This is a genomic window from Hymenobacter guriensis, assembly GCF_015773195.1.
Taxonomy (GTDB): domain Bacteria; phylum Bacteroidota; class Bacteroidia; order Cytophagales; family Hymenobacteraceae; genus Hymenobacter; species Hymenobacter guriensis.
In genome coordinates this window covers 35702-61583 of the sequence record NZ_JADWYK010000002.1, presented here as the reverse complement: position 1 = coordinate 61583, position 25882 = coordinate 35702, and the positions used below count along the sequence as shown (strand labels likewise).

Genomic DNA, 25882 nt, shown 5'->3' with positions numbered 1-25882 from the left:
CTTTCTTGGTAACGGCTGCGGAAGCGCGAGCCGAAGCAGCTGCGCTGGGCAGCGCGCCTGGCTCCCCTCTCCACGGGAGAGGGGGCGGGGGTGAGGCTACTCCCGCACCGGAATCTGGTGCTGGGCGGCAAACGTCCGGATTTTCTCCAGCACGAGGCGCCGGCGCTTAACCCCACGAACTTCGCGCAAACTCAGGGGGAAGCTGGTGCCATCCTTCAGCTTAAGGCGCAGCTGGCGGGGCAGCAGCTCAATAGCGGCAATGGTTTCGGCCGGAAAAGCCTGCTTGGCCCGGAACAGGCCGCTTTTGTGCACAATGTAGGCAGGCGTAAACTCCAGGTAGCTCTGGGTACCGAAAATAGGCGCATTGTGCACCAGCACGTAGCCCAGATACACGAGACTGAACACCAGAAACACGTAGTGCAGAAAGTGGAAGTCGCTGCTGCCTTCGCCCGAAACAATCAGCGCCAGCACGTAGCCCAGCCAGATAAGCCCGATAAACAACTGACCCCAGAACGGAATGCGCTGGGTGTTGGCGGGCTGAAGACGGAAACGGGTAGAAGCTGGAGGCATAAAAGCTTGAGAAGAGGAGAGAAGCCGCAAAAGTAAGGAGTTGTCGGTTGTGCAACACAGAGCAACCAACAACTACCTTTCGGCTTATTTCAGCGTGGCCGAGGCCAGCTCCATTTCGGGTACAGCTTTTAGTACCTGAGAAATGGGGCAATTTTCCTTGGCTTTCTCGGCGTACTGCTGAAACTCATCCTGCGAAAGGCCAGCTACTTCGCCTTCGGTGGTCAGAGAAATTTTCACGATTTTGGGCACTTCTCCGGAGGTATCCAGCGTCACCTTCGACTCGGTGCGAATCTGCTGAACCTGCTTGCCGTCCTTGGTCAGAATGCTGGCCAGGAACATGGTGTAGCAGCCGGCGTGGGCCGCTCCAATCAGCTCCTCGGGGTTGGTGCCCTTCTGGCCTTCAAACCGGGCGCCGACCGAATAAGGTGCCTGCACCGTGCCGCTTTGGGTGGAAATTTCGCCGCTGCCTTTGATGTCGCCGTTCCAGACGGCCTTGCCACGTTGGTTGATCATATAGAGAAAGTATGAAAGGTGAAGTTGTGAAGATATAACGGCCAGCCTGAAGCGGAGTTTTTGTGAACTTGCAAGCGCGAAGAATATAACTACGAGAAATATGTCACCTATTCAAGCTACGCAGCCGGCGGTGGGGAACAAGCGCCAATCAATACGGCCGTGGATTATTGGGCTTGGGTGGCTAGGCTGTGTGCTCTGGGCGCTTGAAGCAACATCAAATTGGCTTGGTATCGAACTAATAGACAGCACCAACCTCCGTCTGGTCTTTCATACCATGCAGGCAGCCCTGGGTTGGTTATGGCCCGTGGCCCTGGCTTTGCACTTTCGGGCCTTGGCGGTATGGCCAACGCCACGGTATGTACTGATGGGTGTCACAGGGTTCCTGGCAGTACCTGCATTCACTTTCTCTTTGCTTTTCTTAGCGTTTTACTGGATTGGTCATGATGCAAGCTGGCAGGATGAGCGGGTATTGTATACAGGCATAGCCAACTCCTCTATTCGGGTAGTGGAACAGTCACGCTATGACGGGTTTGCAACCAGTGATACACAGCACCGGGTTGTTAAGCTTACTCCCCTGCTGGGCCTTTGGCAACGAGTGGAGCCAGTAAACACCGCTACATTCGAGAGCAACAGCTTTCGGCGCGTACAGTATTAGCGGCTACATTTACCGGTCATCAATCTGCTTTCCCCGCATGGGAATCAAATCCGCTCTGAGCCGGCCACTGGCCGCTTACGTTGCCCGCCAGTACGCCCGCTGGCAGCAGGACCCCGTGGGCACCCAGCAGCAGGTACTGCGCGAACTGCTGCGCCAGGGTGCCCGCACCAGCTTCGGCCGCGACCATGACTTGGGCGCCGCCCGCACCGCCCAGGACCTGGCCGCCCGCGTACCTGTGCGCGACTACGAAGGTCTCAAACCCTACTTTGAGCGCCTAAAAACCGGCGAGGCCAACGTGCTTTGGCCCGGTAAGCCGCTGTACCTGGCCAAAACCAGCGGCACTACCTCCGGGGCCAAGTATATTCCCATCACCGAGGACAGCATTCCCAACCACATCAACGGGGCCCGCGACGCGCTGCTTCATTACGTGCACCGCACGGGCAAAAGCCACTTTCTGGATGGTAAGCTCATTTTCTTGTCGGGCTCCCCGGCCCTGGAATCGGTAGGCGGCATCCACACGGGCCGGCTCTCGGGCATTGCCAATCATCACGTGCCGGCCTACCTGCGCCGCAACCAGCTGCCCAGCTACCAGACCAACATAATCGAAGACTGGGAGCAGAAGCTGGATTGCATCGTCGACGAAACCCTGCACCAGCCCATGACGCTCATTTCGGGGATTCCGCCCTGGGTGCAGATGTACTTCGACCGGATTGTGCAGCGCGCCGGCCGGCCGGTGGGGGAAGTGTTTCCGCAGTTTGACTTGTTTGTGTACGGGGGCGTCAACTTCGAGCCCTACCGCAAAAAGCTGTTCGAAACCATTGGTCGGCCCGTCGACAGCATCGAGCTGTTTCCGGCTTCGGAGGGCTTCCTGGCGTTTCAGGACGAGCCCGGCAACCCCGGCCTGCTGCTGCTGCTGGATGCGGGTATTTTCTACGAATTCATCCCCGCCGAGCGGTTTTTTGAGTCCAACCCGCCCCGCCTCACCATTGCGGAAGTCGAGCTGGATCAGCAGTATGCTGTGGTGCTGAACAGCAACGCCGGCCTCTGGGGCTATTCCCTCGGCGACACTGTACGCTTTACCCAGAAGTATCCGTTTCGGGTAGTCGTCACGGGTCGTATCAAGCACTTTCTGTCGGCTTTTGGGGAGCACGTCATTGGGGAGGAAGTGGAGCAAGCCCTGCGCGAGGCCATGCGCCAGCACCCCGAAGCCGAAGTAGTGGAGTTTACGGTAGCACCCCGCGTAAGCGACGACCCCGCCGTACTTTCCCGCCACGAGTGGCTGATTGAGTTTGCCCATCCGCCCCGCTCTCTCGTCACCTTTGCCGAAGCCTTGGATGCCGGCCTGCGCCAACGCAACGTGTACTACGACGACCTGCTAGCCGGCAACATCCTGGCGCCGCTGCTGCTCACGCCGCTGCCGGTCGGGGCGTTTCAGCGCTACATGAAAAGCCAGGGCAAGCTCGGCGGCCAAAACAAGGTGCCGCGCCTAAGCAACGACCGCAAGCTGGCGGAAGGGCTTGCTTAGTATAGCCTACAAGGTAATGGCAGAGGTGCCGGCTTGGGCTCTAAAGATGGAGACAGAGCGCCGTTTGAATTTCATTCTTGTACTACAGTTCGTACTTTGCCTTGCAGGGCTCTTCCAAGAGGTCGTGCAAGTCGATTCTTCCTTTTTCAGCTCAGAGCTTTTATGCAGGATGCCCACGCCGTCAGCCCAGCTTCTTCAGGGGCACTCCTGACCTGCGCCATCCTGGATGACGACGAAATCAATCGTCTGTCGCTGGAGCATTTCATCCAGCTGAATGGCAAGCTACACCTGAAAGCTATGCTCACCGGAAGCGTAGAAGGGCTGGAGTTTTTCAGCGCCGGGCAGCAGGTGGATGTATTATTCCTGGACGTGGAAATGCCCGACTTAAACGGCCTCGACATGCTGCGGCTGCTGCCCCAGCCGCCGCAGGTAATCCTGACCACGGCGCACGAAAACTTTGCCTGGGACGCATTCGAGCTTCGGGTAGCCGACTACTTGGTGAAGCCTTTCACCTATGAGCGGTTTGTGCAGGCCGTCCGGCGCGTAACGGAGCGGTTGCACCCTCATGCCGATACCCCGCGGCTTTAGCGGCTTTTTGAGCGGAGTACATAGGCCCTGAAAGCTGCTTTGCTGCGCTAGTTAGGCCTGTTGGCGTCACTATTACTTACGGGCAGTTGCCTCCAGATTGGCTTGCAGCTGCACAAGCAGCGTTGGTAGCGTGTTCGAAAGCTGATGTGAGGCAGCCCGGCGCCCGGCGGCTTGTGCGGTTGGGTTTTCCAGTTCCCGAACGGCCGCCAGCAGTTCCGGGCTGCGCAAAAGCTTGAGGGAGGGCTTAAGCTTATGGGCGCACATAGCTACAGTCGGCCAATCGGCGTCGGTGGCGGCCTGCTGTAGCTGGGCCAGTACGGCCGGAGTTTGCTCCAGAAAGGATTCCAGAATGCGCCGCGCAAACGTAGGACTGCCGTGCGCCATCTGGTGCAGGTCATGCAGGTCGAAAAGTGGCGCGGTGGCTTCGGCTTTCTGGTGGAGAGCCAGCATTTTGCGCAACAGCTCGGCCTCATCGAAGGGTTTGGCCACGCAGTCATCCATGCCGGCGGCCAGGTATTTTTCGTTGTCGGCCCGGAAGGCGTTAGCCGTGAGGGCAATGATGGGCGTGCGGGCCCGTGCATCATCGGGGTGGCGGCGCATGGCGGCCGTCACATCCAGGCCGCTCATGTCCGGCATCTGAATATCCATCAGAATACACTGGTACCGGTGCTGCTCGAACAGCTGCAGGGCGGCGGCTCCGCTCACGGCGGCATCTACCGTCACGCCGTAGTGTTCCAGCACCAACTGGGCCAGCAGGCGGTTTACGTCGTGGTCTTCAACCAGCAACACGCGCCAGCCCTGCACCAGCCCGGCATCGTGGGGAGCGGGTGCATGGTGCTCCGCTACAAAACCCGCCGGGGCCTTTGGGAAAGTCAGCGTGAAGCTGAACGTGCTGCCTTCGCCCGGTACGCTGCACAGCACGAGGTTGCCGCCCAACTGCTCCACCAACGTGCTGCTGATGGTGAGACCCAGGCCCGTGCCACCAAAGTTGCGGGTGGTATCGGCGTAGGCCTGGGCGAAGCTGGCGAAGATGGCTTCCTGCTTGCTGGCCGGTACGCCCACGCCCGTGTCGCTTACCCGGAAGTGAACCATCAGCGCCGCCTCGGTTTCCTGCCGGCAGCGGGCCAGCAGGCGCACTTCGCCCTGCTGGGTGAACTTGATGGCATTGCTGAGCAAATTCAGGAGTACCTGGCTAAGGCGGTGCGGGTCGCCTAGTACCAGAATTTCCGGCAGATCCAGCGGCTCCAGCACAAACTGCAAGTCCTTCTCATTGGCTCGAAACGCCTGCGTTTGGGTGGCAATGCGGATAACGTTGCCCAGATCAAAAGGCATGTGCTCCAACTCCAGCTTGCCGGACGTGATTTTGGCTACATCGAGCACATCGTTGAGCACCGAGAGCAGGTGGTTGCCGGAATTGCGGATGATGCTCACGTACTCCTGCTGCTGGGCGCTCAGCTCCGTGCGGGCCAGCAAGCCGGCCATACCCAGCACCCCGTTCATGGGCGTACGGATTTCGTGGCTCATATTGGCCAGAAACGTTTCGCGGGCCCGCACGGCCGCTTCGGCTGCATGCCGGGCCCGGGTGGTTTCCTGCTCGGCCAGGTAGCGGTCCGTAATATCGGCGCTAGAGCCCACCACCATGCGCAGGGTGCCGTCGGCGTCGAACACCGGATGGTAGATGCGCAGCCAGTGACGCGTGCCGGCCAGCCCGTGCACCGTTTCCTCCCACATAACTTCGGACCGCTGCTGTACGGCCAGCTCAAACTTCTGCTGGCGCTCCACAGCCATCGTAATCGGATGGTTTCGGTGCTGGCAGTACTCAAAGTTATCCTTGCCGATAAGCCACTCCCGCACTTCGTCGTTGCGCACGGCCGCCGGATTTACGTACAGAAACCGCTGGTCGGCGTCGAAGATGGCAACCCCGGTGGGCAAATGCTGAAACACCGTTTCGAAAAAAGCCCGCTGCTCCGTGAGCTGCCGCGCGGTCGTATCCGTGAAATAGAGGGTGCGTGCATCGGCATCAGCCACCACGGCTACCTGGTAGTGCTGTCCGTTGAGCGAAATGTCCGCCGCAGAGGGCAGAGCCAGTAGCCGCTGAAGCACGACTGCCTCCTGTTCGGCACCTAACTGCCCGAGCAGCGCTTCGGCCGCCGGGTTAGCGTATGCTACGGCACCATTAGCCATAAGGCGCAACACGGGGTTGGGGCTCTGCGCGAGCAGCTGAGCAGCCAGAGAGTCGGGAGGGGTGGGCATAGCGTAAGAATAAAGCAAATTGCTGCAACTTGGGCAACGAATGCCAGCGCGGTAATGGAGTCAAGTGAAAATTGGCAAAAACTAATAAGTCTACCTAACGAGTTCAGTAATGCATAGCGGTAAGATTCTTATTGAAGCCAGCAGCGTCGAAGATGATGGATGCTGCACGTTTGATGTGACCATCACACGTGGAAAAATCGAAGCACACATGCACTTCTATGGTAACACCGACGCCTGGAAGGAATTTGGCCGTCAGCTCACGAACTTCCCGCAAAACGTTGCAGACAGCCACTCTTTTGAGTCCGGCCTCAATCGCAGGCATACCGATTTTATGGTACTTAGGGCGTATTGTTACGATGCCTTAGGCCATACGGCGCTTCAGGTACTACTTGACAATAATGAAAATTTACCCGCTAAATGCCGGCTGGAATTCTCGCTTCTGGCAGAAGCGGCCTCTATCAATAAGCTGGGCCTCTTATTAACTAACTGGCAGGTCGAGCATGATTCCAACATCCTATGGGAAGCCCAAACGAGCTGATCAAACCCCGCCTCCACCACCTCTGCCTGGCCTACGTGCAGGAGCGCATTGATGCCTGCCAAGCGGCCATCCAGGCGGCGCAGGAATCGGCCAACTCCGAAACCAAGAGCAGCGCCGGCGACAAGTACGAAACCGGCCGCGCCATGGCCCAGAACGAGCGGGACCGGAACGCCGTGCAGCTGCAACAAGCCCGCCAGCTCCTGGGCGAGCTGCAGCGCATCCACCCCGAGCTTTGCTGCGACACCGTACGCCCCGGCGCCCTGGTGCACACCAGCCTGGGTTGGTTTTATATCAGCATCAGCGCCGGCAAGCTGGTAGTGGAGGGGCAGGAATACTTTGCCGTATCGGCGGCGGCCCCGGTAGCGGCGGCGCTGGCCGGGCAGCGGGTTGGCGGGCAGGTGACGTTCAACGGCAAATCCGTTCAGCTTTTGGCCATCTGGTAAGCCAGACCTGCCTAAATCAACCGGCCCAAACAAAGTAGGAGCGGGGCTTGCCCCCGCCCGCCGGCTGAAACCTCAGCAAACCGTCGCGAAGCGTGTGAAAATGACGGCGAAGACTTTCGGAACGACGGCGCAGCCTGCGGGAGCAGCGGCGAAGTTTTTAAGAACAAAGGCGAAGCCTATCAGAGCGGCGGCGAAGCCTTTGAGGACAACAGCGAAGGTTGCTGGAACGAAAGCGAAGCCTTTGAGGACAACGGCGAAGGTTGCAAGGATGGCGGCGAAGATCCTGGCCGTGAAAGCGCATACCGCCGCGTTGGCGGCACTGACTGCGCCCTGCCTCACCCGCCCAGCTTTGGCAGCAAACCCGCAATACCTTTGATGTTGAGGCGCACGAAGTTGCGAATCCGCTCAAACCGGGCAGTTGTTTCGGTTAGCTCCTCGTCGGGTTCCAGGCGGCTGGGGCGGTGCGTATCCAGCAACGCGAAGATGGTGGCGGCCACGTCCATGTAGCCCAGAATCATCAGCAACAGCAGTTTTTTTTCGTCTTCCTGGTAACTTTTCAGGCGCACGGCCTTCACCAGGCTGTCGAGCTGGGTGGTTTCGTCCAGGTACAGGTCGCGCAGCTCGGCGCGCTGCTGCTGGTACTCAAACAGCTGCTGCGGATCTATCTGGGCCGCCGAAAACGGCAGGTCTTCGGTGCGGGGTACGGCAGCGCGGAAGCTCTTTTCGGCGGCGTATACGGTTTCGAGGTGCTTTTGCAGGCTGATCCAAAGGCCGTTGCGGGCTTTGTCGAAGGCCGAGAGGCTGGAATCGGAAGTAGGGCTGTTCATGATGGTAACAGAATACGGCAGGCGCAAAAATACGGCTTGCTAAGGCGGGCCCGCGCGCTGCGTCCTGCCAGGCCTCAAATACGGCGGATGATGGCAGCGCGGGAAACTTCCCCGTACTTTTGCCTTTCCGCGTCCCGCGTGCTTCTCCGAACTTCCCACCATGTCTTCTTCTCTTAAACGCGTCACCCTGCTTGGTTCCACTGGCTCCATCGGCACGCAGGCCCTGGATGTGCTCCGGGCCCAGCCCGGCCGTTTTGCCGTCACGGCCCTATCGGCGCAGTCCAATGCTGAACTGCTGGTAGCCCAGGCCCGGGAGTTTCGGCCGGCGGCAGTAGTTATCGGTGACGAAGGCAAGTACCCGGAAGTGAAATCGGCCCTGGCCGGCCAGCCGGAAACCGAAGTGCTGACGGGCGCCGCCGCCCTGGCCGACGTGGCCGGACGGGAAGACGCCGACATCGTGCTGACGGCTATGGTAGGCTACGCCGGGCTGCTGCCCACGGTGCGCGCCATTCGGGCCGGCAAAGACATTGCCCTGGCCAACAAGGAAACGCTGGTAGTAGCCGGCCAGCTGATTACAGAGCTGGTGAAGCAGCACGGCGTACGGCTGCTCCCTGTCGATTCCGAGCACTCCGCCATCTTTCAATGTTTGGTAGGGGAGGAGCGGAACCCCATTGAGAAAATTATCCTCACGGCCTCGGGCGGGCCTTTTCGGGGCCGCAGCCGCGCCGAGCTGGCCCAGGTTACGAAAGCTCAGGCCCTCAAGCACCCCAATTGGGATATGGGCGCCAAAATCACCATCGACTCGGCTTCCCTGATGAACAAAGGGCTGGAGGTGATTGAAGCCAAGTGGCTGTTTGGTCTGCAAAACGACCAGATAGATGTGGTGGTGCATCCGCAAAGCATCATTCACTCCCTGGTGCAGTTTCAGGACGGCTCCCTGAAGGCGCAGCTGGGTTTGCCCGATATGAAGCTGCCTATTCAGTACGCGCTGGGCTACCCGCAGCGGCTGGCCAACGAGTTTCCGCGCTTCAGCTTCCTGGACTATCCGCAGCTTACCTTCGAGCCGGCCGATACCAGCACTTTCCGCAACCTGGCCCTGGCGTTTGAGGCCATGCGGCAGGCCGGCAACGCGCCCTGCGTCCTCAACGCGGCTAATGAGGTAGCGGTGGCGGCTTTCCTGCGCGAAAAAATTGGCTTCCTGCAAATGTCGGAGGTGGTGGAAACGACCCTCGCGCGGGTTTCGTACCTTGCCGCCCCAACCCTGGACGACTACGTGCAAACCGACGCCGAAACGCGCCGCATAGCCCAGGAGCTGGTTCGATTATAGTTGTCGGTTATTTGTTGTCAGTTGTCAGAACCTGGGGGAAACCCAGCCGACAATAGGACACTTTATACATCCTGACTTGTAGTACGAACCGCAACCTGACAACTCTCAACTGACAACTCTCAACTGAATGGATATTTTAGTGATGGCCGGGCAGCTCATTCTGGGGCTGACGATTCTGGTAGGCGTGCACGAGCTCGGGCACATGCTCACGGCCAAGTGGTTTGGAATGCGCGTGGAGAAATTCTCTATCGGCTTTCCGCCCAAGATTTTCGGCAAGCAGATTGGCGAAACGGAATACATGCTGGGCGCCATTCCGCTGGGCGGCTTCGTGAAGATTACCGGCATGGTGGATGAGTCGCTCGACACGGAAGCCCTGAAGCAGGAGCCCCAACCCTACGAGTTCCGCGCCAAGCCCGCCTGGCAGCGTCTGATTGTGATGCTCGGCGGCATCATTGTAAACGTCATCACCGGCATTCTGATTTTCTCGGTCATCACCTTCCTCTACGGGGAAAGCTACCTGCCGGCCTCCGAGGTGCGCTACGGCGTGGTGCCCAACAAGCTGGGCGAGGAAATCGGCTTCCGCACCGGCGACAAAATCGTGAAAATCAACGGCCGCCCGTTCACGGAGTTCAACGACGTGTACAACCCCGACGTGGTGCTGGGCTCGGGCAGCTATTACACCGTGGAGCGCGGCAGTCAGCTGATTGATGTACCCGTGCCTGCCAACTTCATGGACCGCCTCTCTGACCAGGATCAGTCGTTGTTCGTGGCTCCGCTCGACCCATTTGTGGTAGCCGAAGTGGTGCCGGGTCAGCCCGCCGCCAAAGCAGGCCTGCTGGCCGGCGACCGAATTGCCCAAGTAGCCGGTAAGCGCATCAACTTCTTCCCGGAACTGCAGCAGGCGCTGAAAGAAAATGCCGGCAAGGAAACCCCGCTGCTGGTGGAGCGCAGTGGCCAGACAGTGTCGCTAAAGGTAAACGTGGACGAAGACGGCAAAGTAGGGTTCCGGCCCAAGTCGTTGCTGAACTATGCCACGCGGGAGTACAGTCTGGTTGAGTCAGTTCCGGCGGGTGCCAAGCAGGCATTCGGTATCATCACCACTCAGATCAAGGCCTTCGGTAAGATTTTCCGGGGCGAGGCATCGGCCCGCAAATCCTTGGGTGGGCCCATGGCCATTGCCCAGCAGTACGGCGCCACCTTCGACTGGCTGAAGTTCTGGACGCTCACCGGTATGCTCTCGATGGTGCTGGCCTTCATGAACCTGCTGCCCGTGCCCGCGCTGGATGGTGGCCACGTGATGTTCCTGACCTACGAAATGATTTCGGGCCGCAAGCCATCCGATAGATTCCTGGAAAACGCCCAGAAAGTAGGTATGGCTATGATTCTGTGCCTGATGGTGTTCGTGATTTTCAACGACCTCATCAAGTCCCTGTTTTAGCTTTCAGTACAAGGAAAACTCCCTGCTGCAACCGAAACTCCCGCCGGTGGTCTGATTGTTGAACGGCAGCCGTTCCCAGCCAGCCCTTCCGGCCCGAGTCGGTTTTGTGGCGGGGAGTTTTGCGTTTTTCTACTGCTATGCGTCGTTTTGTTTTGTTTTTGCCGGTCCTGCTGCTGTGCAGCCTCGCGGCCCTGGCCCATGCCTACCACACCAGCCTGATGGATGTGCGCTACAACGTGCCCAAGCAGCAGCTGGAAATTGCCCTCAAAGTCTTTACGGATGATTTTGAAAAGGGCCTGTCGGCAGGCCAGCCGCGGCCCGTGAGTCTGGTGGAAATGCCCGCCACCCAAACCACTCCACTCGTCGCCGCTTACCTGAAACGCACCCTGCACTTCGGCACCAAGCCCGGCGAAACCCTGCCCCTCACGTATCTGGGCATGCAGCACGAAGGCGACGCGCACTGGGTTTACGCCACTATCAAGCTGCCTGCCCAGAAGCTCCGCAGCATTTCCCTGCATCATCAGCTGCTCCTGGCCGAGTTCACCGACCAAATGAACATTGTGAACCTGGAGGCCGGCGGGCAGAAGCAAAGCGCCCTGTTCCGGGGCGGAGAGGAAAGCAAAACGCTCAGTTGGTAGCCTCCTTGGCCTCACCCCTGGCCCCTTTCCCGTGGAGAGGAGAGCATGACGAAACAAAGCCTCGGCTGGTAAGCCGAGGCTTTGTCGTATCTAAACGATACTAGTTGTGGTAGCGGCTTCGGAGGCGTTAGCCGAAGAAGCCGCGTAGGCAGCGCGGCTGGCCCCCCTCTCCACGGGAGAGGGGCCGGGGGTGAGGTCATTAAGGCCCTACCACCCGGAGCCGCCGCCAGCATCCTTGCCGTCGCCGCCGCCGCTGCCCTCGGGCTTAATAATGCGGAACTCCACGCGGCGGTTGGTGCGGGCATCTTCCTCCGTTATTTCGTCCTTGAGCGGCTTGGTACTGCCGTAGCCCATACTATCGATGCGGTTGGGCTTGAGCTTGCCCTTCTGCTCGATATAGCGGCGGATGGCCTCGGCACGGTCCTGGGAAAGTTTCTCGTTGAACTCGGGGTTGCCGCGCGAGTCGGTGTGGCCTTCAATGCTCAGCCGGAAATCGGGATGGTCCACCATAAACAGCGCAATCCGGTCGAGCACGGGGTACATGCTGGCGCGTATGCTGGCCTTGTCCTGATCGAACTCGATGTTCTTGAAAATCAGTGGCAGCCCGTAGTTGATGGAGTTGGTCATGAGCTTCATCACGGTGTCGCCCTTGAGTTCCAGCTGCTTTTCCACCGAGAAAAAGTCGGGGCTCTGAATGAGCAGCACATAGTGGGAGCCCTCAATCAGGTCGAAATCGAAAGAGCCGTCGTCGCGCAAGTACTTGCTGGCTACCTCAATGCCGTTGTCGGTATCAATTACGCTCACGATGCCGTTGAGCGGCCGGCTGGAAAGCGAGTCCATGAGTGTTCCTTCTACGTGCGTGGTGGCCAGGGGCTGGGCCTCCATGGGCAGCGGAAAGGAGTAGAGGTCGAGGTTCTTAAGGTCTTTTTCCTCCGAGCGGGCGTAGTACAGGTTTTTCGAGTCGCCGTCGATAGTGAAGTAATACTCCGAGCCTTTGCCGTTCACCAATGGCCCAATGTTTTTGGGTTCCTGCCAGCGGCCCCGCACGCGGTACGTTTTGTAGATATCGAAGTCGCCGAAATTAAGCAGCTGCCCACGCGAGCTGAAGTACAGCACGTGGTAGAGCGGGTGGTAGAACGGGCTGACTTCGCTTTCGCGGGTGTTCACAATCGGCCCCATATTCTCCGCCGCCGACCACTGCCCGTTTTTCAGCTTGCGCGTGTACCAGATGTCCGCCATGCCAAAGCCGCCGAGCCTGTCAGAGGCAAAATACAGCGTGTCTCCGCCCGGCGACAGGGTGGGCTGCGAGTCCCAGGACTTGGAGTTCACCTGCGGGCCCAGGCTCACGGGCACGCTCCACTCGCCGTTGGCCCCCAGCGTGGCCGTGTACAGGTCGCAGTTGCCGTTGCACTCCATACACTCGCAGCGTGCGAAAAAGATGGTTTTGCCGTCCTTGCTCAGGCAGGCGGAGCCCTCGTTGTACTGAGAGTTGATGGGCTTGGGCAGCGGCTCGGCGTCCGACCAGTACTCGCCCTCGCGGCGCGAGAGGTACAAATCCTCGTCCACCACGCTGTAGAGCCCGCGGACTTTGCGCTTGGAGGAGAAAATCAGCAGGTCGGCGTCGGCGGTAATGGCTGGGCCGTAGTCGGGGGCATCGGAGTTGATGGCCGAGCCCATAGTGGTGTATACGCCTTTGGGCGGCCGGAAGGTGGCAATGTTTTTCCGGTACTCCACCAAGGCGTAGTATTCCTTGAGCGGCACGTACAAATCGGTTTCCTTCTGCTCCAGCGAGTCGTAGTACAGCTGCACCTTGCGGATATCCTGGCGGTGGTGCTTAAGAGCCAGGCGGTAGTAGGCCTTGGCTTTTTCAGCCTGATTGGCCCGCTCGCAAAGCTGGCCCAGGCGCCAGAGCAGGTTGGTGTCGCGGTAAAAGTTTTCGATGCCGAACTGCGACACGTACTGCTCCAGCAGGGTGCGGGCCTGGGCGTAGTTGTGGCGCTTTTCGGCCTGCTGAATGGCTTTCAGCGCCTTCTTATTATAGAAGTAGGGCAGACGGTTGACGTTCAGAAACTCCGGGGTGCCATCGGGCCGCAACCGGAGCTGACGTACCTGGCGGGCATTGAGTGGGCGTTGACGCAGGTTGCCCTGAGCCCCGGCCCCCAAGGCCAGAAACATCAGAGCCAGCATGAGCCACGCAGAACGGATAAGGTAGGGCATACAATAGGGAAAGCCGCAACGACGGCTGCGGCTGGGTAGCTTCAAAAATAGGAGAATTTCTACGTTTCTCACGCATGCCACTTTCCCCAGACGTTGCGGCACCTTCCTGCCGGGCCGGCAGCCTCGCCACCCGAAATGACAGGCCCGCTGCCATGGCACAGCGCTTGCCGATTCAGTATATTCGGCAGCTTCCGTTTCTTGCGGCGGCGGCCGGTCCCGCTGGGCTGCCAATCTGGCACCGCTGCGGCCTTTCTCCTCCTATGAGCTACGACCCTTCCTCGCCTAGCGCTTTTTCTCGCCTGATGCTGCTTTCTTCTTCCGACGACCCGGCCGAGCTGGTTTCTGTAGTAGCTGCCGACCCTGAGCAGCCCTTGCCCGCCGACCAGGCCCCTGATGTGCTACCCCTGCTGCCCGTGCGCAACACGGTGCTGTTTCCCGGCGTGGTGCTGCCGGTCACCGTCACCCGTAAAAAGAGCATCCGGCTGGTGCGCAAGGCTTACCGGGGCAACAAAATAGTGGGCGTGGTGGCGCAGAAAAATGGGCAGAGCGACGACCCGGCCTTGGCCGACCTCTACCAGGTGGGTACCATGGCCAAAATCCTGAAGCTGCTGGTGCTGCCCGATGGGAATACGACTATCATCATTCAGGGGCAGAGCCGGTTTCAGATCGAGGAGCTGCAGCAGGAAACGCCCTACCTCACGGCGCGCGTGCGGTACTTCCCCGAGTCGTTTCCGAACAAGAAGTCCAAGGAAGTGAAGGCGCTGGTGGCCTCGCTGAAAGATGCGGCCACCAAGATGATGAAGCTGAACCCGGAAATTCCGCAGGAAGCTCAGGTAGCGCTGGACAACATCGACTCCCCGGCTTTTCTCACGCATTTCCTCTCTTCCAACATCAACGTGGAAGTGGGCGTGAAGCAGCAGCTCCTGGAAACACCTGACGGCGTACAGCGCGGCACTCAGCTGCTGGAGCTGATGCTCAAGGAAATTCAGCTGCTGGAAATCAAGCGCGAAATCCAGACGAAAGTCCACACTGATATTGACCAGCAGCAGCGCGACTATTTCCTGCGCCAGCAAATCAAAGTGCTACAGGACGAGCTGGGCTTCGACGGCCCCGACCAGGAAGTGGAAAAGCTGCGTCAGCGCGCTAAAACCAAGCAATGGTCAGAGGCTGTGGCCAAGCACTTCAGCAAGGAAATCGACAAGCTCAGCCGCATCAACCCGCAGGCCGCTGAGTACCCGGTGAGTCTGAACTACGTGGAGTTTCTGCTGGACTTGCCCTGGGCCGAGTACACCAAGGATAACTTCAACCTGAAGCGCACTCAGAAAATCCTCGACCAGGACCACTACGGCATGGAAAAGGTGAAGGCGCGCATCATTGAGTATCTGGCTGTGCTCAAGCTGAAAAATGACTTGAAAGCGCCTATTCTTTGCCTCTACGGCCCTCCTGGCGTGGGTAAAACCAGCCTTGGCCGCTCAGTAGCCAAGGCCCTGGGCCGCAAGTACGTGCGCATGAGCCTGGGTGGGGTGCGCGACGAAGCCGAAATCCGCGGGCACCGCAAAACCTACGTGGGCGCCATGCCGGGCCGCATTATTTCTCAGATCAAGAAAGCCGGCGTGTCGAACCCCGTCATCGTGCTCGACGAAATCGACAAGCTGGCCTCCGACTTCCGGGGCGACCCGCAATCGGCCTTGTTGGAGGTGCTCGACCCCGAGCAGAATGCCACCTTCACCGACAACTACCTGGAAGTGGAGTACGACCTCTCGAAGGTGCTGTTCATTGCCACGGCCAACTCGCTCGATACCATTCACCCCGCCCTGCGCGACCGGATGGAAATCATCGACCTGACGGGCTATACCCTGGAGGAAAAAACCCAGATTGCCAAAAAGCACCTCTGGCCCAAGCTCCTACACGAGCATGGCCTGGGCCTCAAGGACGTGAACATCAGCACGGCGGCCCTGCAGCGCGTCATCGACGACTACACCCGCGAAAGTGGGGTGCGCAGCCTGGAGCGCAAGCTCGGGGGGGTGGTGCGCAACGTGGCCAAAAGCAAAGCCATGAAGGAGACGTACCCGCCCACGCTGGAACCCAAAGACGTGGCCCGCATCCTGGGCGCCGCCATCTTCGACCGGGACCAGTACCAGGACAACGAAACCGCCGGCGTGGTAACGGGCCTGGCCTGGACCTCCGTGGGCGGCGACATACTGTTCATTGAAAGCCTGCTGAGCCGGGGCCGGGGCAAGCTCACCCTTTCCGGTCAGCTTGGCGACGTGATGAAGGAGTCGGCCGTGACGGCGCTGAGTTACCTGCGCAGCCGGGCCGAGGAGCTAGACATCGACTACCGTCTCTTCGACCAGTACGATCTGCACATTCACTTCCCGGAGGGTGCTGTGCCCAAAGATGGGCCGTCGGCCGGCATTGCTATTTTCACCAGCATTGCTTCGGTGTTCACGCAGCGCAAAATCCGCAGCCACCTGGCCATGACGGGCGAAATCACCCTGCGCGGCAAAGTACTGCCGGTGGGTGGCATCAAGGAAAAGATTCTAGCCGCCAAGCGGGCTGGCGTACGCGACATTATCCTCTGCCACAAAAACCGCAAGGACATCGACGAAATTTCGGCCGAATACCTCAAGGACCTCACCATCCACTACGCCGACCGGGTAGACGACGTGCTACGCGTGGCCTTGCTGGAAGAGAAAGTGGCCCAACCGATGAAGCTGGTCGTGCGCGACGAGGCTCTGCCGCTGCCGGGGGCTAGCGTGGAGGTACAATAAGTGGCAGTTATTCGTTGTTGGTTGTCAGTTGTTCGTTATTGGGTGGTAGCTTTCGGTAGTCGGTAATGGCTGGTTTGGCAATCGGGGAAGCAAGTAAAGCTTCCGCCAGAGAAACCTGCTCTCAATGGCCTGACTGGCAATCAACAACGGAATACAAGCAACTAAAGCAGCAGATGAGGCACGCGCTACGCATTCGGATAGGTATTGGTAGTTGGCTGCTGGGGTTGCTGCTGAGCGGCCCGGCAGCCCTGGCTCAGCTGGGCGGGCAGCGGGCATTTTCGTTTCTGACCTTGCCGCCCAGCGCCAAGCTGGCCGGCCTCGGCAGCGCCAACGTCTCCTCCTTCGATGCCGACGTGACCATGCTCTACGGCAACCCGGCGCTGCTGAACGAGCAGATGGACGGCCGCGCCTCGCTTACCTATATCGACTACCTGTCGGACATCAAGCAAAGCACCGCCACCTACGTGCACAACTCCGACCGGCTGGGGCGGCTGGGTTTCGGCCTCACGTACCTCAACTACGGCAAGTTCGAGCAGTTCGACCCGGCCGGCAATCCGCTGGGCGAGTTTTCGGTGAACGAGTACGCATTGGGCGTTACCAAGTCCGTAACGACAGGCCCGTTTACGATGGCAGGTACGGCCAAGCTGGCCGTGTCGGGCATTGCGGGCAACCACGCGCTGGGCGCTTTGCTTGATGCGGGTGGGTTGTTTAAGCATCCCACCAAGGATTTCACGGTGGGTCTGGCGGTGAAGAACCTGGGCTACCAGTTCAAGCCCTATACTGGTGCCGACCGGGAGCCGATGCCACTGGATGTGCAGATTGGCGCTTCCATCAAGCCCGAGCATATGCCCCTGCGCATGTCCATCACGGCGCACAATCTGCAGCAGTTCGATATCGTGTACCTCGACTCCACCCAGCGCGGCACTCTGGACGAAAACAACGAGGAAAAGAAACCTAAGAAAACCGTGGGAGACCAGATTGCCCGCCATTTTGTAGTGGGCGGGGAGCTGATTCTGAGCAAAAACTTTAACGTACGCATCGGCTACAACCACCTGCGCCGCCGCGAGTTGCGCCTTGATACCCGCTCGGCCGGGGCAGGTCTGAGCTTCGGCGTCACGTTCCGCATCAGCCAGTTCCAGTTCGACTACACGCGCGCCTACTACCACGCCAGCGGCGCCAGCAACTACTTCACGCTTTCCCGCAGCCTGGCTTCCATTTTTCAGAAAGACCCGGGTAGTTAGCCCCGGCCAGCGCTTTTTCGTACGGATGGCCGGCTGCCGGGGCAACGCTTAGGGGCTGCTCCGACTCTAGCCCTTTGTCCGTCTTTTTACTTTTTCTATGCTCGATTCCTCCCAGTTTCTCACGCCGGTCCAGATTGTGGCCGAGCTGGATAAGTATATCATTGGCCAGCACGACGCCAAGCGCCATGTGGCCATTGCCCTGCGCAACCGCTGGCGCCGCCTGCACGCCCCGCTGGACATGCAGCGCGAAATTGTGCCCAACAACATTCTGATGATTGGCTCGACGGGCGTAGGTAAAACCGAAATTGCCCGCCGTCTGGCCAGCATTGCCGATGCGCCCTTCACCAAAGTTGAAGCCTCGAAGTTCACGGAAGTAGGCTACGTGGGCCGCGACGTGGAAAGCATGGTGCGCGACTTGGTAGAGCAGTCGGTGAACATGGTGAAGCAGCGCCGCAAGGAAGCCGTGAATGTGCAGGCCGCTCAGGCCGTGGAAGACATCATTCTCGATGCCCTGATTCCGCCCGTAACCGGTTCCTCCCTTAGCCGCGCCCCCGGCTTTGGCCCGGCGTCGGACCCTAATGCCGTGCCCGACTCCGACCAGGAACTGAACGAGCGGACGCGGGAACGGTTTCGGGAGAAAATCCGGGCCGGCGAGCTGGATGACCGCAAAATCGAAATTCAGGTGCAGCAGAATCCTACCGCCGGCATCGGCGTGGTCGGCGGCTCGGCCGGTATGGACGAGGCTTCGATGGCCGGCCTGCAGGATATGCTGGGCTCGATGCTGCCCAAGAAAACCCGCAAGCGCAAAGTCACCATTGCCGAGGCCCGAAAAATTCTGCTCGATGAGGAAGCCGCCAAGCTCATCGATATGGATGAGGTAAAGGACGAAGCCATCCGGCTGGCCGAAAACGCCGGCATCATCTTCATTGACGAAATCGACAAGGTAGCCAGCCGGAGCGGCAAGGGTGGGGGAGGCCCCGACGTAAGCCGGGAAGGCGTGCAGCGCGACCTGCTGCCCATCGTGGAAGGCTCGGCCGTGAGCACTAAATACGGCATTATCCACACCGACCACATCCTGTTCATTGCCGCCGGGGCCTTCCACGTAGCCAAACCCTCGGATCTGATACCGGAGCTGCAGGGCCGCTTCCCTATTCGCGTAGAGCTGCAAAGCCTGACCAAGGAGGATTTTTATTTGATTCTCAAAGACCCCAAAAACGCCCTCACCAAGCAGTATGAGGCCCTGCTGCAAGCGGAGGAAGTACACTTGAGCTTCGACGATAGCGCCCTGCAGCGCCTGGCGGAAATTGCCTTCGACGTGAATACCGATGTAGAGAACATTGGAGCCCGCCGCCTGCACACCGTGATGAGCCGCCTGCTCAACGACATCCTCTTCGACGTGCCCGACCGTATCGGCCCCAATGCCCGCATCCTGATTACCCGCGAACTGGTGGATGAACGGCTGCAAAGCATGGTTCGAAACCGGGACTTGAGCCAGTATATATTGTAGCGGAATGTGCATCCAAAAAAGAAAGAGAGGCAGCCCAAGGCTACCTCTCTTTCTTTTTAGATAGTGGTATTATACTATATGTGGCCGACCGGCACAGCCCGGAATTTACTGCAACCAAAAGCGTAAGGGCAATGGGTAGCCCAAAGATAGACCTCTTATATAGTATTTATTGGGGAGAGTTGCACCCTAGTAGGACGGACTTTTCTGCAGGCAGCTGGATTGGTGCTGGGAGCCAGACGCAGGCATGCGGAAATGAATAAAGAATGAAGGCTGCTTTTAAGTATGACAAAACCCTGCTAAATTGTGCACTGATTGAAAGGGAGTAAGGCACGGAGGGCAGATTCAAGCAGCAAGGCTAATTGGTTGTAGGCAGCCGGGTTCCTTTTCTTCGAATTTTTACCAAGCAACGTTGACGGGCTCAGTAGCCTTTTCGGGTAGTTCCTGCGGTTAGAAATAGTATAATGCATCAACATGGCTCGTGTGACTAGCTGTAATTTTTAGCAAGGAGGCATGCAAGGAATCCAAGAAAAGACCAATGTTCCGGCGCATTTTATAAAAATACCCTGCTGCCATTGCCCAACAGATAATCTTTGGAATCATAATTTTTTGTACGTTTGACAATCATCATTCACTTTTTTACCCTTTTCACTCACCAAACCAAAAGTCCATGAAAAAAATCTTATTCCTGAGTTTCCTGCTCATTACGACTCTGTTGCAGCAGGTCGTGGCGCAGGATCGGGCTATTTCCGGACGGGTAACTGACCGTAGTAACGGACAGGGGCTGCCGGGAGTAACTGTTCTCGTCAAGGGAACAACCGTTGGAGCATCCACGAACTCTGATGGTACTTATACCCTTAGCGTACCCGCTTCTGCTACGACGCTCGTGTTTTCCTCCATTGGCTATACGCAGGTTGAGCGTCCTATCGGTACTGCTTCTACCATTGATGTAGGATTGGCTACGGATACAAAAACGCTGGGTGAAGTAGTAGTAACCGGTGCTCTGGGTATCCAGCGTCAGCAGCAGCAGGTGGGTTATGCCACGGCTACGCTTGACACGAAAGAAGTTACGCAAGCACGTGTTACCAACGTTACCAACGGTTTGGCCGGTAAAGTATCCGGTCTGCAAATCCAGACTATTGGCGCTGGTGTAAGCCCCCAAGTGCGCGTTACGCTGCGCGGCAGCCGTTCGCTGCTGGGCAACAACGAAGCCCTGATTGTTATTGACGGCAACATCTCTACCAATGACGCTCTGCTGGCTCTGAACCCCGACGACGTTGACAACATCTCGGTACTGAAAGGTGCCAACGCCGCCGCTCTCTACGGCTCACAGGCTTCGAACGGTGCTTTGGTAATCACCACCAAAAAGGGCGGTACCAAGCAGCAGGTTACCTTGTCTCAAACCTCGCAGTTTGAGTCCGTGTCGTTCCTGCCCGATTTCCAGGACCAGTTTGGTCTGGGTGCTAACTCGTGGAACCAGACTCGCGAGCCTTATGCTCCCGATAACGCAGTTGACCTTAACGAAGACTACCAGTACAACAGCTTCGAAAACCAGCAGTTCGGCCCCCGTTTCGATGGGGTAGTTCGTCCGCTGGGCAACGTGCTGTCTGATGGCACCACGCAGCTGCTGCCGTACAGCGCCCGCAAAAACGAGAAGCGTGATTTCTTCAACACGGGTTACCAGATGCAGAACTCGGTAACCTTCTCCGGTGGTGATGTAAAAACCAAGTATTACGCTTCTTACCAGAACGTTCGTAACAACGGTATCATCCCCAAAGACAAGTTCGACCGGAATACCTTCCGCTTCAATGCCTCGCACGAGTTCGACCGTCTGACCATTGGTACCAACATCTCCTACACGCTGCAGAAGGTAGATGCCACGTCCAACATCAGCCGTGATGAGTCGGTGTACTGGAACTGGTTCAACACGGGTGTACAGGTTCCCCTGACGTCTTATAAGGACTGGGAAAACAATCCTTACGCTTCGCCGGACGGTTACTACAACAACTTCTACCACAACCCTTACTACATCCTGGACAACAACCGCACGAAAGACCGTCGCAACACGATCATCGGCAGCGTTGATTTGTCTTATAAGCTTACTGACTGGCTGCGTGCGCAGTACCGCATTGGTATCACCAACATCGACCAATCGAGCCTGCAGTACCAGAACAAGCTGCTGCTGAGCACATACACCGTAGACAACACGTACAAAACCTACCAGCCCGGTGGCTTTGTACAGGATGTAGCCAGCAATCAGAACCGCATCAACTCCGATGCTTACCTGAGCATGGATAAAGCATTCGGTGATATCTCGCTGCAGGCTGTTCTGGGTAACAACATCCAGCAGTACAGTGCAGATTTCCGCAACGTAGCTTCGACTGGCCTGTCGTCTCCCGGTTTGTTCAACCTGTCGAACCGCGTAGGTAACCTGACCGGCTCCGATGCCAGCGCCCGTGTTCGCACGTACGCTTTCTATGCCGATGCTACCGTGGGCTACAAAGATTTTGTATACCTGCACGGTTCGGGCCGTTACGACAACGTATCGAACTTGAGCAAAGAGAACCGCAGCTTCTTCTACCCTGCTGTTGACGCCTCGTTCATTTTCAGCAACGCCATTCCGGCCCTGAAAGACGCTTCGTTCCTGGATTACGGTAAGATTCGCGGCGGTATCACCAAAGTAAGCCAGATCAACCTGGGCGGTACTACTGCCGGTGCTTTCAACAGTGCCGTTGGCGTGTACCAGAGCTTTGGCGCCTATGCACTGCAGCCTACGTTCAACCTAGGTGCAGGCTATCCTTTCGGTGCCAACGCCTCTTACACAGCTGGCAACCAGCTGGTGGATGCTGCTCTGGAACCCGAAACTACGATTTCGTATGAAACCGGTATCGAGCTGGCTTTCCTGAAGCGCCGCGTTTCGACTGCTGTTACCTACTACAAGCAGAACAGTAAGAACCAAACGATTCCGACGAGCATTTCCCGCGCTACTGGCTTCGCTTCTAACCTGATCAACGCAGGTGAAGTAGAAAACCGCGGTGTTGAAATTGATTTGAACCTGACCCCAGTGCGCTCAGAAAATGGCTTTACCTGGACGGTGGGTGGTAACTACAACTACAATGCAAACAAAGTGGTTTCGCTGCCCGGCGGTCTGACCCAGCTTGCTTTGTCGACTGGTGGTAACGCTCAGCTGTATGCTCTTCCCGGCCAGCCTTTCCCGATTCTGCGCGGTTCCTACTATCAGCGCACGCCAGGCAACCTGATCGTAATGGCTCCTACCAAAAACGCCTACGATGCAGGTGATCAGACGCAGTATTACTACCCTGTGAAAGCAGGTGACATTAAAACGCTGGGCGCTGGTAACACCCAGCCTAAGCATAAATACGGCTTCAACACGTCGCTGACCTTCAAAGGCATCACTTTGGCTGGCCAAGGGGAACTTCGCACGGGCTATGTAGTGTATAACTCGATAGGTGAAGATCTAGACTTCACTGGCAGTGGTGCCCGTAGCACGATGTACAACCGTGAAAACTTCGTATATCCGAACTCGGCTATTCCGCAAACGGATGCCAACGGTACTGTTACTTACGTACCGAACACGTCGGGTGTAACGCCTGGTGGTGCTGAGTTCTGGGCCCAGAACTCAACCTGGAACCGGACGGTAGCTGAAAACTACGTGACTTCTGGTAAGTTCTTCAAGATCCGTGAAGTGTCGCTGTCCTACGCTCTGCCTGCTGACCTCGTGTCGAAAATCGGTGTTGTGAAGGGCGCTTCGATCAACTTCTTCGGCCGGAACATCTTTACTTGGGTACCCAAAGAGAACATCTACACTGACCCGGAATTCAGCTTCAGCAACTCGAACGCCATCGGCATCAACACCAACCTGAACACCCCGCCGACCAAGTTCTACGGAGCAACCCTGAACGTAACTCTCTAAATTGCTCACGCATTCATGAAAATACTACCCAAAATTCTGTTTGCGGCAGCTCTTACAACTGCTGCATCCAGCTGCGACGATTTCCTCGACATCAACGAGAACCCGAACTCCTTCACGCAGGAGTCGGTAGCGCCGGATATTATTCTGGCTCAGGCACTCACCAACACAGCTGCTATCTATACCGGCAACAACCCCAGCTATAATAGCTATGCCAGCTGGGCTGCCGGATATTGGTCTAAAACCAACACGGTTAGCGGTTACGGGGAAGAGCAGACGTACAACTACTCCTCTTCTTACTACGCCGGCCTGTTCGACAACACCTACGACAACCTGAATGACTACAACATCATTCAGACCCGGGGTGCCACTACCGGTTTCCCCAACCACGCGGCCATTGCCCGGATCATGAAAGCGTATGGTTTTCTGCTGCTGGTAGACCAGTATGGTAATATTCCTTACTCGGAAGCGCTAAAAGGTGCTGGTAACGTTACGCCGAAGTATGACAAGGCGGAGGATATCTATGCCGATCTGCTAGTGCAGTTGAAGGGTGCCATTGCTGACATCGATGCAGCGCACGACGATGCAACGGCCCGGTTGGTAAGCCGTGAGGACGTTGTGTTCGGCGGCAACATGGACAAATGGAAGCAGTTTGCCAACAGCTTGCAGCTTCGTATTTTGTTACGTGAGTCGCAAACTGCTAGTGAGGCTATCAACAATGAGGTGAAGACGCAACTGGCTGCTCTGCAGACTGCTAAGGACGGCTTTATCACCTCAGACGTAGTAGTACAACCTAACTATGCAATTAACGCTGGTCAGCAGAACCCGCTGTACAACCGCTACGCTTACACCGCAGCCGGTACCGGTGCTACCGAGCGTAACTATCAGGTACCAACGCAGTACGTCATTGACCAGTACGTCAACAACAGCGACCCCCGCGTATCGCAGTTATACACCAGAGGTGCTCGTGTCATCGATGGTGTGAACACCCCGGGCTACGTTGGTGCTGTGTTGGGCGAATCTACGCCTCCTACCACTGGTACTGCTTCGGCCAGCACCCGCCAGGCTTCCCGTTTCCTGGGTGCCAACTCGCTTACGGCCAGCGGTGGTATCATTAAAGGCGCAACAGCCCCAACGCCATTGATGCTGCTTGCTGAGCAAAAATTCAACGAAGCTGAAGCTGATACCCGCGGACTCTTCACGGGTGGTGAAGAAGAAGCCAAAAAGGATTATCTGGACGGCATCAAAGCGTCGTTCATTTACTTCTACCGCCCAGCCAGCACCTCGCTGGGCGCAATCAACCTTTCTACGCTCGGTGGTGCTACGACTGAAACTCCTGGTATTACTCAGTACAACACCTACATTGCTACTACGGCTGCAGGTGGAGTGAATGAGAAGAATGCTTTGGTAAACTTTGATGAAGCCAAAACCAACGGCGCTCTTGGTAAGCAGGAAATCATTATCTACCAGAAATACCTGGCTTTGAATTCCATTGCCAGCGTAGAAGCTTGGGATGATATCCGTCGCACTGGTTTTCCGAAAATCCCTGTTCCAATTAGTGCTGCAGAAGGTAAACTGCCAGCGCGTCTGCTCTATCCATTGAGCGAGGTGAGCACCAACTCGGCTAACGTTCCAGCAGGAGTTACGCAATACAGCAAAATTTTCTGGGACGTGGTTGACTAACCAACCTTGTTTTCAGCAATTATGAAAAAGGGCTGCTCAATTGAGCAGCCCTTTTTCATTTATAAAAAATTTGGGTAAGCCAATAGTATAATTAAAGGCACCAACTCAGCTTTGCATCAGGAACCCCTTGATGTACTCGTCTAAGTCCCCGTCGAGCACGTTCTGCACATCCGTGCGCTCGATGCCGGTGCGTAGGTCTTTGATGAGCTTGTAGGGGTGCAGCACGTAGTTGCGAATCTGCGAGCCGAAATCGATGCGCTTCTTGGTCGCTTCCAGCTTGTCGCGCTCGGCGTGGCGCTTGTCCATCTCTATTTGGTAGAGGCGCGACTTGAGCATGCGCAGGGCGTGTTCCTTGTTCATGAGCTGGCTGCGCTCAATCTGCACGGCAATGATGATTCCGGACGGTGCGTGGGTCAGGCGCACGGCGGTTTCCACCTTGTTTACGTTCTGCCCACCCGCACCACCGGCCCGGAACGTGTCCCAGCTGATGTCGGCCGGATTGATTTCGATGTTGATAGTATCATCGATGACGGGATAGGCAAACACCGACGCGAACGACGTATGGCGGCGGCCGCTGCTGTCGAAAGGAGAAATGCGCACGAGCCGGTGAACTCCGATTTCACTTTTGAGGTAGCCGTAAGCAAAGTCCCCGTCGATTTCCAGAGAGGCTGACTTGATACCGGCACCCTCACCTGGCTGGTAACTGATTTGACGCACCCCAAAGCCGTGACTTTCAGCCCACATGATGTACATGCGCATAAGCATTTCGGCCCAGTCCTGGCTTTCGGTGCCACCGGCGCCGGGGTTGATGTCGATGATGGCGGAGAGCTGGTCTTCCTCGTCGCTCAGCATACGCTTGAACTCCAGCTGCTCTACTTTCTTGAGCGTGGCGTCAAAATCGGCCTGCATTTCAGCTTCTGTTACGTCGCCTTCCTTGTAGAAGTCAAACAAAACTTCCGTGTCGGCAATGGCCTGCTGCACGGCTTCGTAGTCGTCGGTCCAGGTTTTGAGGGCCTTGATTTCCTTTAGCAGGACTTCGGCTGCTTTGGAGTCGTTCCAGAAGTCGGCAGACGTGGTCCGGGCTTCGGCCTGTACTACTTGTTCTTTGCGGGCATCGTAGTCAAAGATACCTCCTCAGGGCCTCGGCGCGGCCCTTCAGTTCCTTCACCTGTTCGTAGGTCATGGAGTTAGTTGTGAGTGATGGGAGAAAGCGTAAAGGT

Annotated in this window: 19 protein-coding genes; 12 read left to right on the top strand and 7 right to left on the bottom strand. The window is 57.5% G+C overall.

What is annotated here, in order from left to right:
* Positions 1–96: 96 nt before the first annotated feature.
* Together I5L79_RS03665 and I5L79_RS03660 are read right to left on the bottom strand one after the other, a co-directional pair.
* Positions 97–570 (bottom strand): hypothetical protein, encoded by a 474-nt coding sequence (locus I5L79_RS03665; protein WP_196953683.1) that lies wholly within the window; start codon positions 568–570, stop codon positions 97–99.
* Between the two features lie 84 nt (positions 571–654).
* A complete protein-coding gene (locus I5L79_RS03660) occupies positions 655–1083 on the bottom strand; it encodes an OsmC family peroxiredoxin (protein WP_196953682.1) in 429 nt (142 codons plus the stop codon).
* 692 nt (positions 1084–1775) lie between these two features.
* Between I5L79_RS03660 and I5L79_RS03655 the strand changes: the two genes are divergently transcribed.
* Complete coding sequence (locus tag I5L79_RS03655; protein WP_196953681.1) at positions 1776–3263, top strand: GH3 family domain-containing protein; 1488 nt, start codon at positions 1776–1778, stop codon at positions 3261–3263.
* Between the two features lie 162 nt (positions 3264–3425).
* Positions 3426–3851 carry a LytR/AlgR family response regulator transcription factor gene (locus I5L79_RS03650; protein WP_196953680.1) on the top strand — a complete coding sequence of 142 codons (426 nt, stop codon included), beginning with the start codon at positions 3426–3428 and terminating at the stop codon, positions 3849–3851.
* A 72-nt stretch (positions 3852–3923) separates the two neighbouring features.
* Here I5L79_RS03650 and I5L79_RS03645 read toward each other — a convergent pair whose 3' ends face one another.
* On the bottom strand, positions 3924–6104 hold the full coding sequence (locus I5L79_RS03645) for a response regulator (protein ID WP_196953679.1): 2181 nt from the start codon (positions 6102–6104) through the stop codon (positions 3924–3926).
* A 109-nt stretch (positions 6105–6213) separates the two neighbouring features.
* On the opposite strand from I5L79_RS03645, the gene I5L79_RS03640 reads away from it, so the two are divergent.
* Together I5L79_RS03640 and I5L79_RS03635 are read left to right on the top strand one after the other, a co-directional pair.
* Positions 6214–6642, top strand: a complete 429-nt coding sequence (locus tag I5L79_RS03640) for a hypothetical protein (RefSeq protein ID WP_196953678.1) — start codon at positions 6214–6216, stop codon at positions 6640–6642.
* The gene (locus tag I5L79_RS03635) at positions 6621–7085 is read left to right on the top strand and encodes a 3-oxoacyl-ACP synthase (protein ID WP_196953677.1); all 465 of its coding nucleotides are present in this window, start codon (positions 6621–6623) and stop codon (positions 7083–7085) included. Before I5L79_RS03640 ends, I5L79_RS03635 begins: the two co-directional genes overlap by 22 nt.
* Positions 7086–7157: 72 nt before the next feature.
* Here the strand turns inward: I5L79_RS03635 and I5L79_RS03630 are convergent, their stop codons facing one another.
* Positions 7158–7424: a hypothetical protein gene (locus I5L79_RS03630; protein ID WP_196953676.1), complete on the bottom strand. Its 267-nt coding sequence runs from the start codon at positions 7422–7424 to the stop codon at positions 7158–7160.
* Entirely contained in the window at positions 7421–7912 is a 492-nt protein-coding gene (locus I5L79_RS03625; protein WP_196953675.1) for a hypothetical protein, read from the bottom strand. Before I5L79_RS03625 ends, I5L79_RS03630 begins: the two co-directional genes overlap by 4 nt.
* A gap of 160 nt (positions 7913–8072) precedes the next feature.
* Between I5L79_RS03625 and I5L79_RS03620 the strand changes: the two genes are divergently transcribed.
* From I5L79_RS03620 to I5L79_RS03610, 3 genes are all read left to right on the top strand, one after another.
* Positions 8073–9239, top strand: a complete 1167-nt coding sequence (locus tag I5L79_RS03620; RefSeq protein ID WP_196953674.1) for a 1-deoxy-D-xylulose-5-phosphate reductoisomerase — start codon at positions 8073–8075, stop codon at positions 9237–9239.
* 127 nt (positions 9240–9366) lie between these two features.
* Positions 9367–10677: an RIP metalloprotease RseP gene (gene rseP / locus I5L79_RS03615; RefSeq protein WP_196953673.1), complete on the top strand. Its 1311-nt coding sequence runs from the start codon at positions 9367–9369 to the stop codon at positions 10675–10677.
* Between the two features lie 137 nt (positions 10678–10814).
* A complete protein-coding gene (locus I5L79_RS03610) occupies positions 10815–11315 on the top strand; it encodes a DUF6702 family protein (RefSeq protein WP_196953672.1) in 501 nt (166 codons plus the stop codon).
* Between the two features lie 207 nt (positions 11316–11522).
* Here the strand turns inward: I5L79_RS03610 and I5L79_RS03605 are convergent, their stop codons facing one another.
* The gene (locus I5L79_RS03605; RefSeq protein WP_231402753.1) at positions 11523–13532 is read right to left on the bottom strand and encodes an OmpA family protein; all 2010 of its coding nucleotides are present in this window, start codon (positions 13530–13532) and stop codon (positions 11523–11525) included.
* 302 nt (positions 13533–13834) lie between these two features.
* Between I5L79_RS03605 and lon the strand changes: the two genes are divergently transcribed.
* The 5 genes from lon (at position 13835) to I5L79_RS03580 (ending at position 24662) form a co-directional block, all read left to right on the top strand.
* Positions 13835–16303 (top strand): endopeptidase La, encoded by a 2469-nt coding sequence (gene lon / locus I5L79_RS03600; protein ID WP_196953671.1) that lies wholly within the window; start codon positions 13835–13837, stop codon positions 16301–16303.
* Between the two features lie 173 nt (positions 16304–16476).
* Positions 16477–17544, top strand: a complete 1068-nt coding sequence (gene porQ / locus I5L79_RS03595) for a type IX secretion system protein PorQ (RefSeq protein WP_196953670.1) — start codon at positions 16477–16479, stop codon at positions 17542–17544.
* Between the two features lie 97 nt (positions 17545–17641).
* The gene (gene hslU, locus I5L79_RS03590) at positions 17642–19051 is read left to right on the top strand and encodes an ATP-dependent protease ATPase subunit HslU (protein ID WP_196953669.1); all 1410 of its coding nucleotides are present in this window, start codon (positions 17642–17644) and stop codon (positions 19049–19051) included.
* Between the two features lie 667 nt (positions 19052–19718).
* Positions 19719–22982 carry a SusC/RagA family TonB-linked outer membrane protein gene (locus tag I5L79_RS03585; protein ID WP_196953668.1) on the top strand — a complete coding sequence of 1088 codons (3264 nt, stop codon included), beginning with the start codon at positions 19719–19721 and terminating at the stop codon, positions 22980–22982.
* A gap of 15 nt (positions 22983–22997) precedes the next feature.
* On the top strand, positions 22998–24662 hold the full coding sequence (locus I5L79_RS03580; protein WP_196953667.1) for a SusD/RagB family nutrient-binding outer membrane lipoprotein: 1665 nt from the start codon (positions 22998–23000) through the stop codon (positions 24660–24662).
* A gap of 105 nt (positions 24663–24767) precedes the next feature.
* On the opposite strand, the gene prfB is transcribed toward I5L79_RS03580, so the two are convergent.
* Positions 24768–25845 (bottom strand): peptide chain release factor 2 gene (prfB, locus tag I5L79_RS03575; RefSeq protein WP_196953666.1). Its coding sequence is split into 2 segments (ribosomal slippage): positions 24768–25784 and positions 25786–25845, totalling 1077 coding nucleotides; the frame shifts between segments, so codons are not numbered across the junction.
* Positions 25846–25882 lie beyond the last annotated feature (37 nt).

Excerpts from the sequence above, each read along its gene's own strand:
- rseP (WP_196953673.1), top strand. The coding sequence starts at position 9,367 with ATGGATATTTTAGTGATGGCCGGGCAGCTCATTCTGGGGCTGACGATT.
- hslU (WP_196953669.1), top strand. The coding sequence starts at position 17,642 with ATGCTCGATTCCTCCCAGTTTCTCACGCCGGTCCAGATTGTGGCCGAG.
- lon (WP_196953671.1), top strand. The coding sequence starts at position 13,835 with ATGCTGCTTTCTTCTTCCGACGACCCGGCCGAGCTGGTTTCTGTAGTA.
- I5L79_RS03665 (WP_196953683.1), bottom strand. The coding sequence starts at position 570 with ATGCCTCCAGCTTCTACCCGTTTCCGTCTTCAGCCCGCCAACACCCAG.
- I5L79_RS03660 (WP_196953682.1), bottom strand. The coding sequence starts at position 1,083 with ATGATCAACCAACGTGGCAAGGCCGTCTGGAACGGCGACATCAAAGGC.
- I5L79_RS03645 (WP_196953679.1), bottom strand. The coding sequence starts at position 6,104 with ATGCCCACCCCTCCCGACTCTCTGGCTGCTCAGCTGCTCGCGCAGAGC.
- I5L79_RS03620 (WP_196953674.1), top strand. The coding sequence starts at position 8,073 with ATGTCTTCTTCTCTTAAACGCGTCACCCTGCTTGGTTCCACTGGCTCC.
- I5L79_RS03650 (WP_196953680.1), top strand. The coding sequence starts at position 3,426 with ATGCAGGATGCCCACGCCGTCAGCCCAGCTTCTTCAGGGGCACTCCTG.
- I5L79_RS03640 (WP_196953678.1), top strand. The coding sequence starts at position 6,214 with ATGCATAGCGGTAAGATTCTTATTGAAGCCAGCAGCGTCGAAGATGAT.
- I5L79_RS03655 (WP_196953681.1), top strand. The coding sequence starts at position 1,776 with ATGGGAATCAAATCCGCTCTGAGCCGGCCACTGGCCGCTTACGTTGCC.
- porQ (WP_196953670.1), top strand. The coding sequence starts at position 16,477 with ATGAGGCACGCGCTACGCATTCGGATAGGTATTGGTAGTTGGCTGCTG.
- I5L79_RS03585 (WP_196953668.1), top strand. The coding sequence starts at position 19,719 with ATGAAAAAAATCTTATTCCTGAGTTTCCTGCTCATTACGACTCTGTTG.
- I5L79_RS03610 (WP_196953672.1), top strand. The coding sequence starts at position 10,815 with ATGCGTCGTTTTGTTTTGTTTTTGCCGGTCCTGCTGCTGTGCAGCCTC.
- I5L79_RS03635 (WP_196953677.1), top strand. The coding sequence starts at position 6,621 with ATGGGAAGCCCAAACGAGCTGATCAAACCCCGCCTCCACCACCTCTGC.
- I5L79_RS03580 (WP_196953667.1), top strand. The coding sequence starts at position 22,998 with ATGAAAATACTACCCAAAATTCTGTTTGCGGCAGCTCTTACAACTGCT.
- I5L79_RS03625 (WP_196953675.1), bottom strand. The coding sequence starts at position 7,912 with ATGAACAGCCCTACTTCCGATTCCAGCCTCTCGGCCTTCGACAAAGCC.
- I5L79_RS03605 (WP_231402753.1), bottom strand. The coding sequence starts at position 13,532 with ATGCCCTACCTTATCCGTTCTGCGTGGCTCATGCTGGCTCTGATGTTT.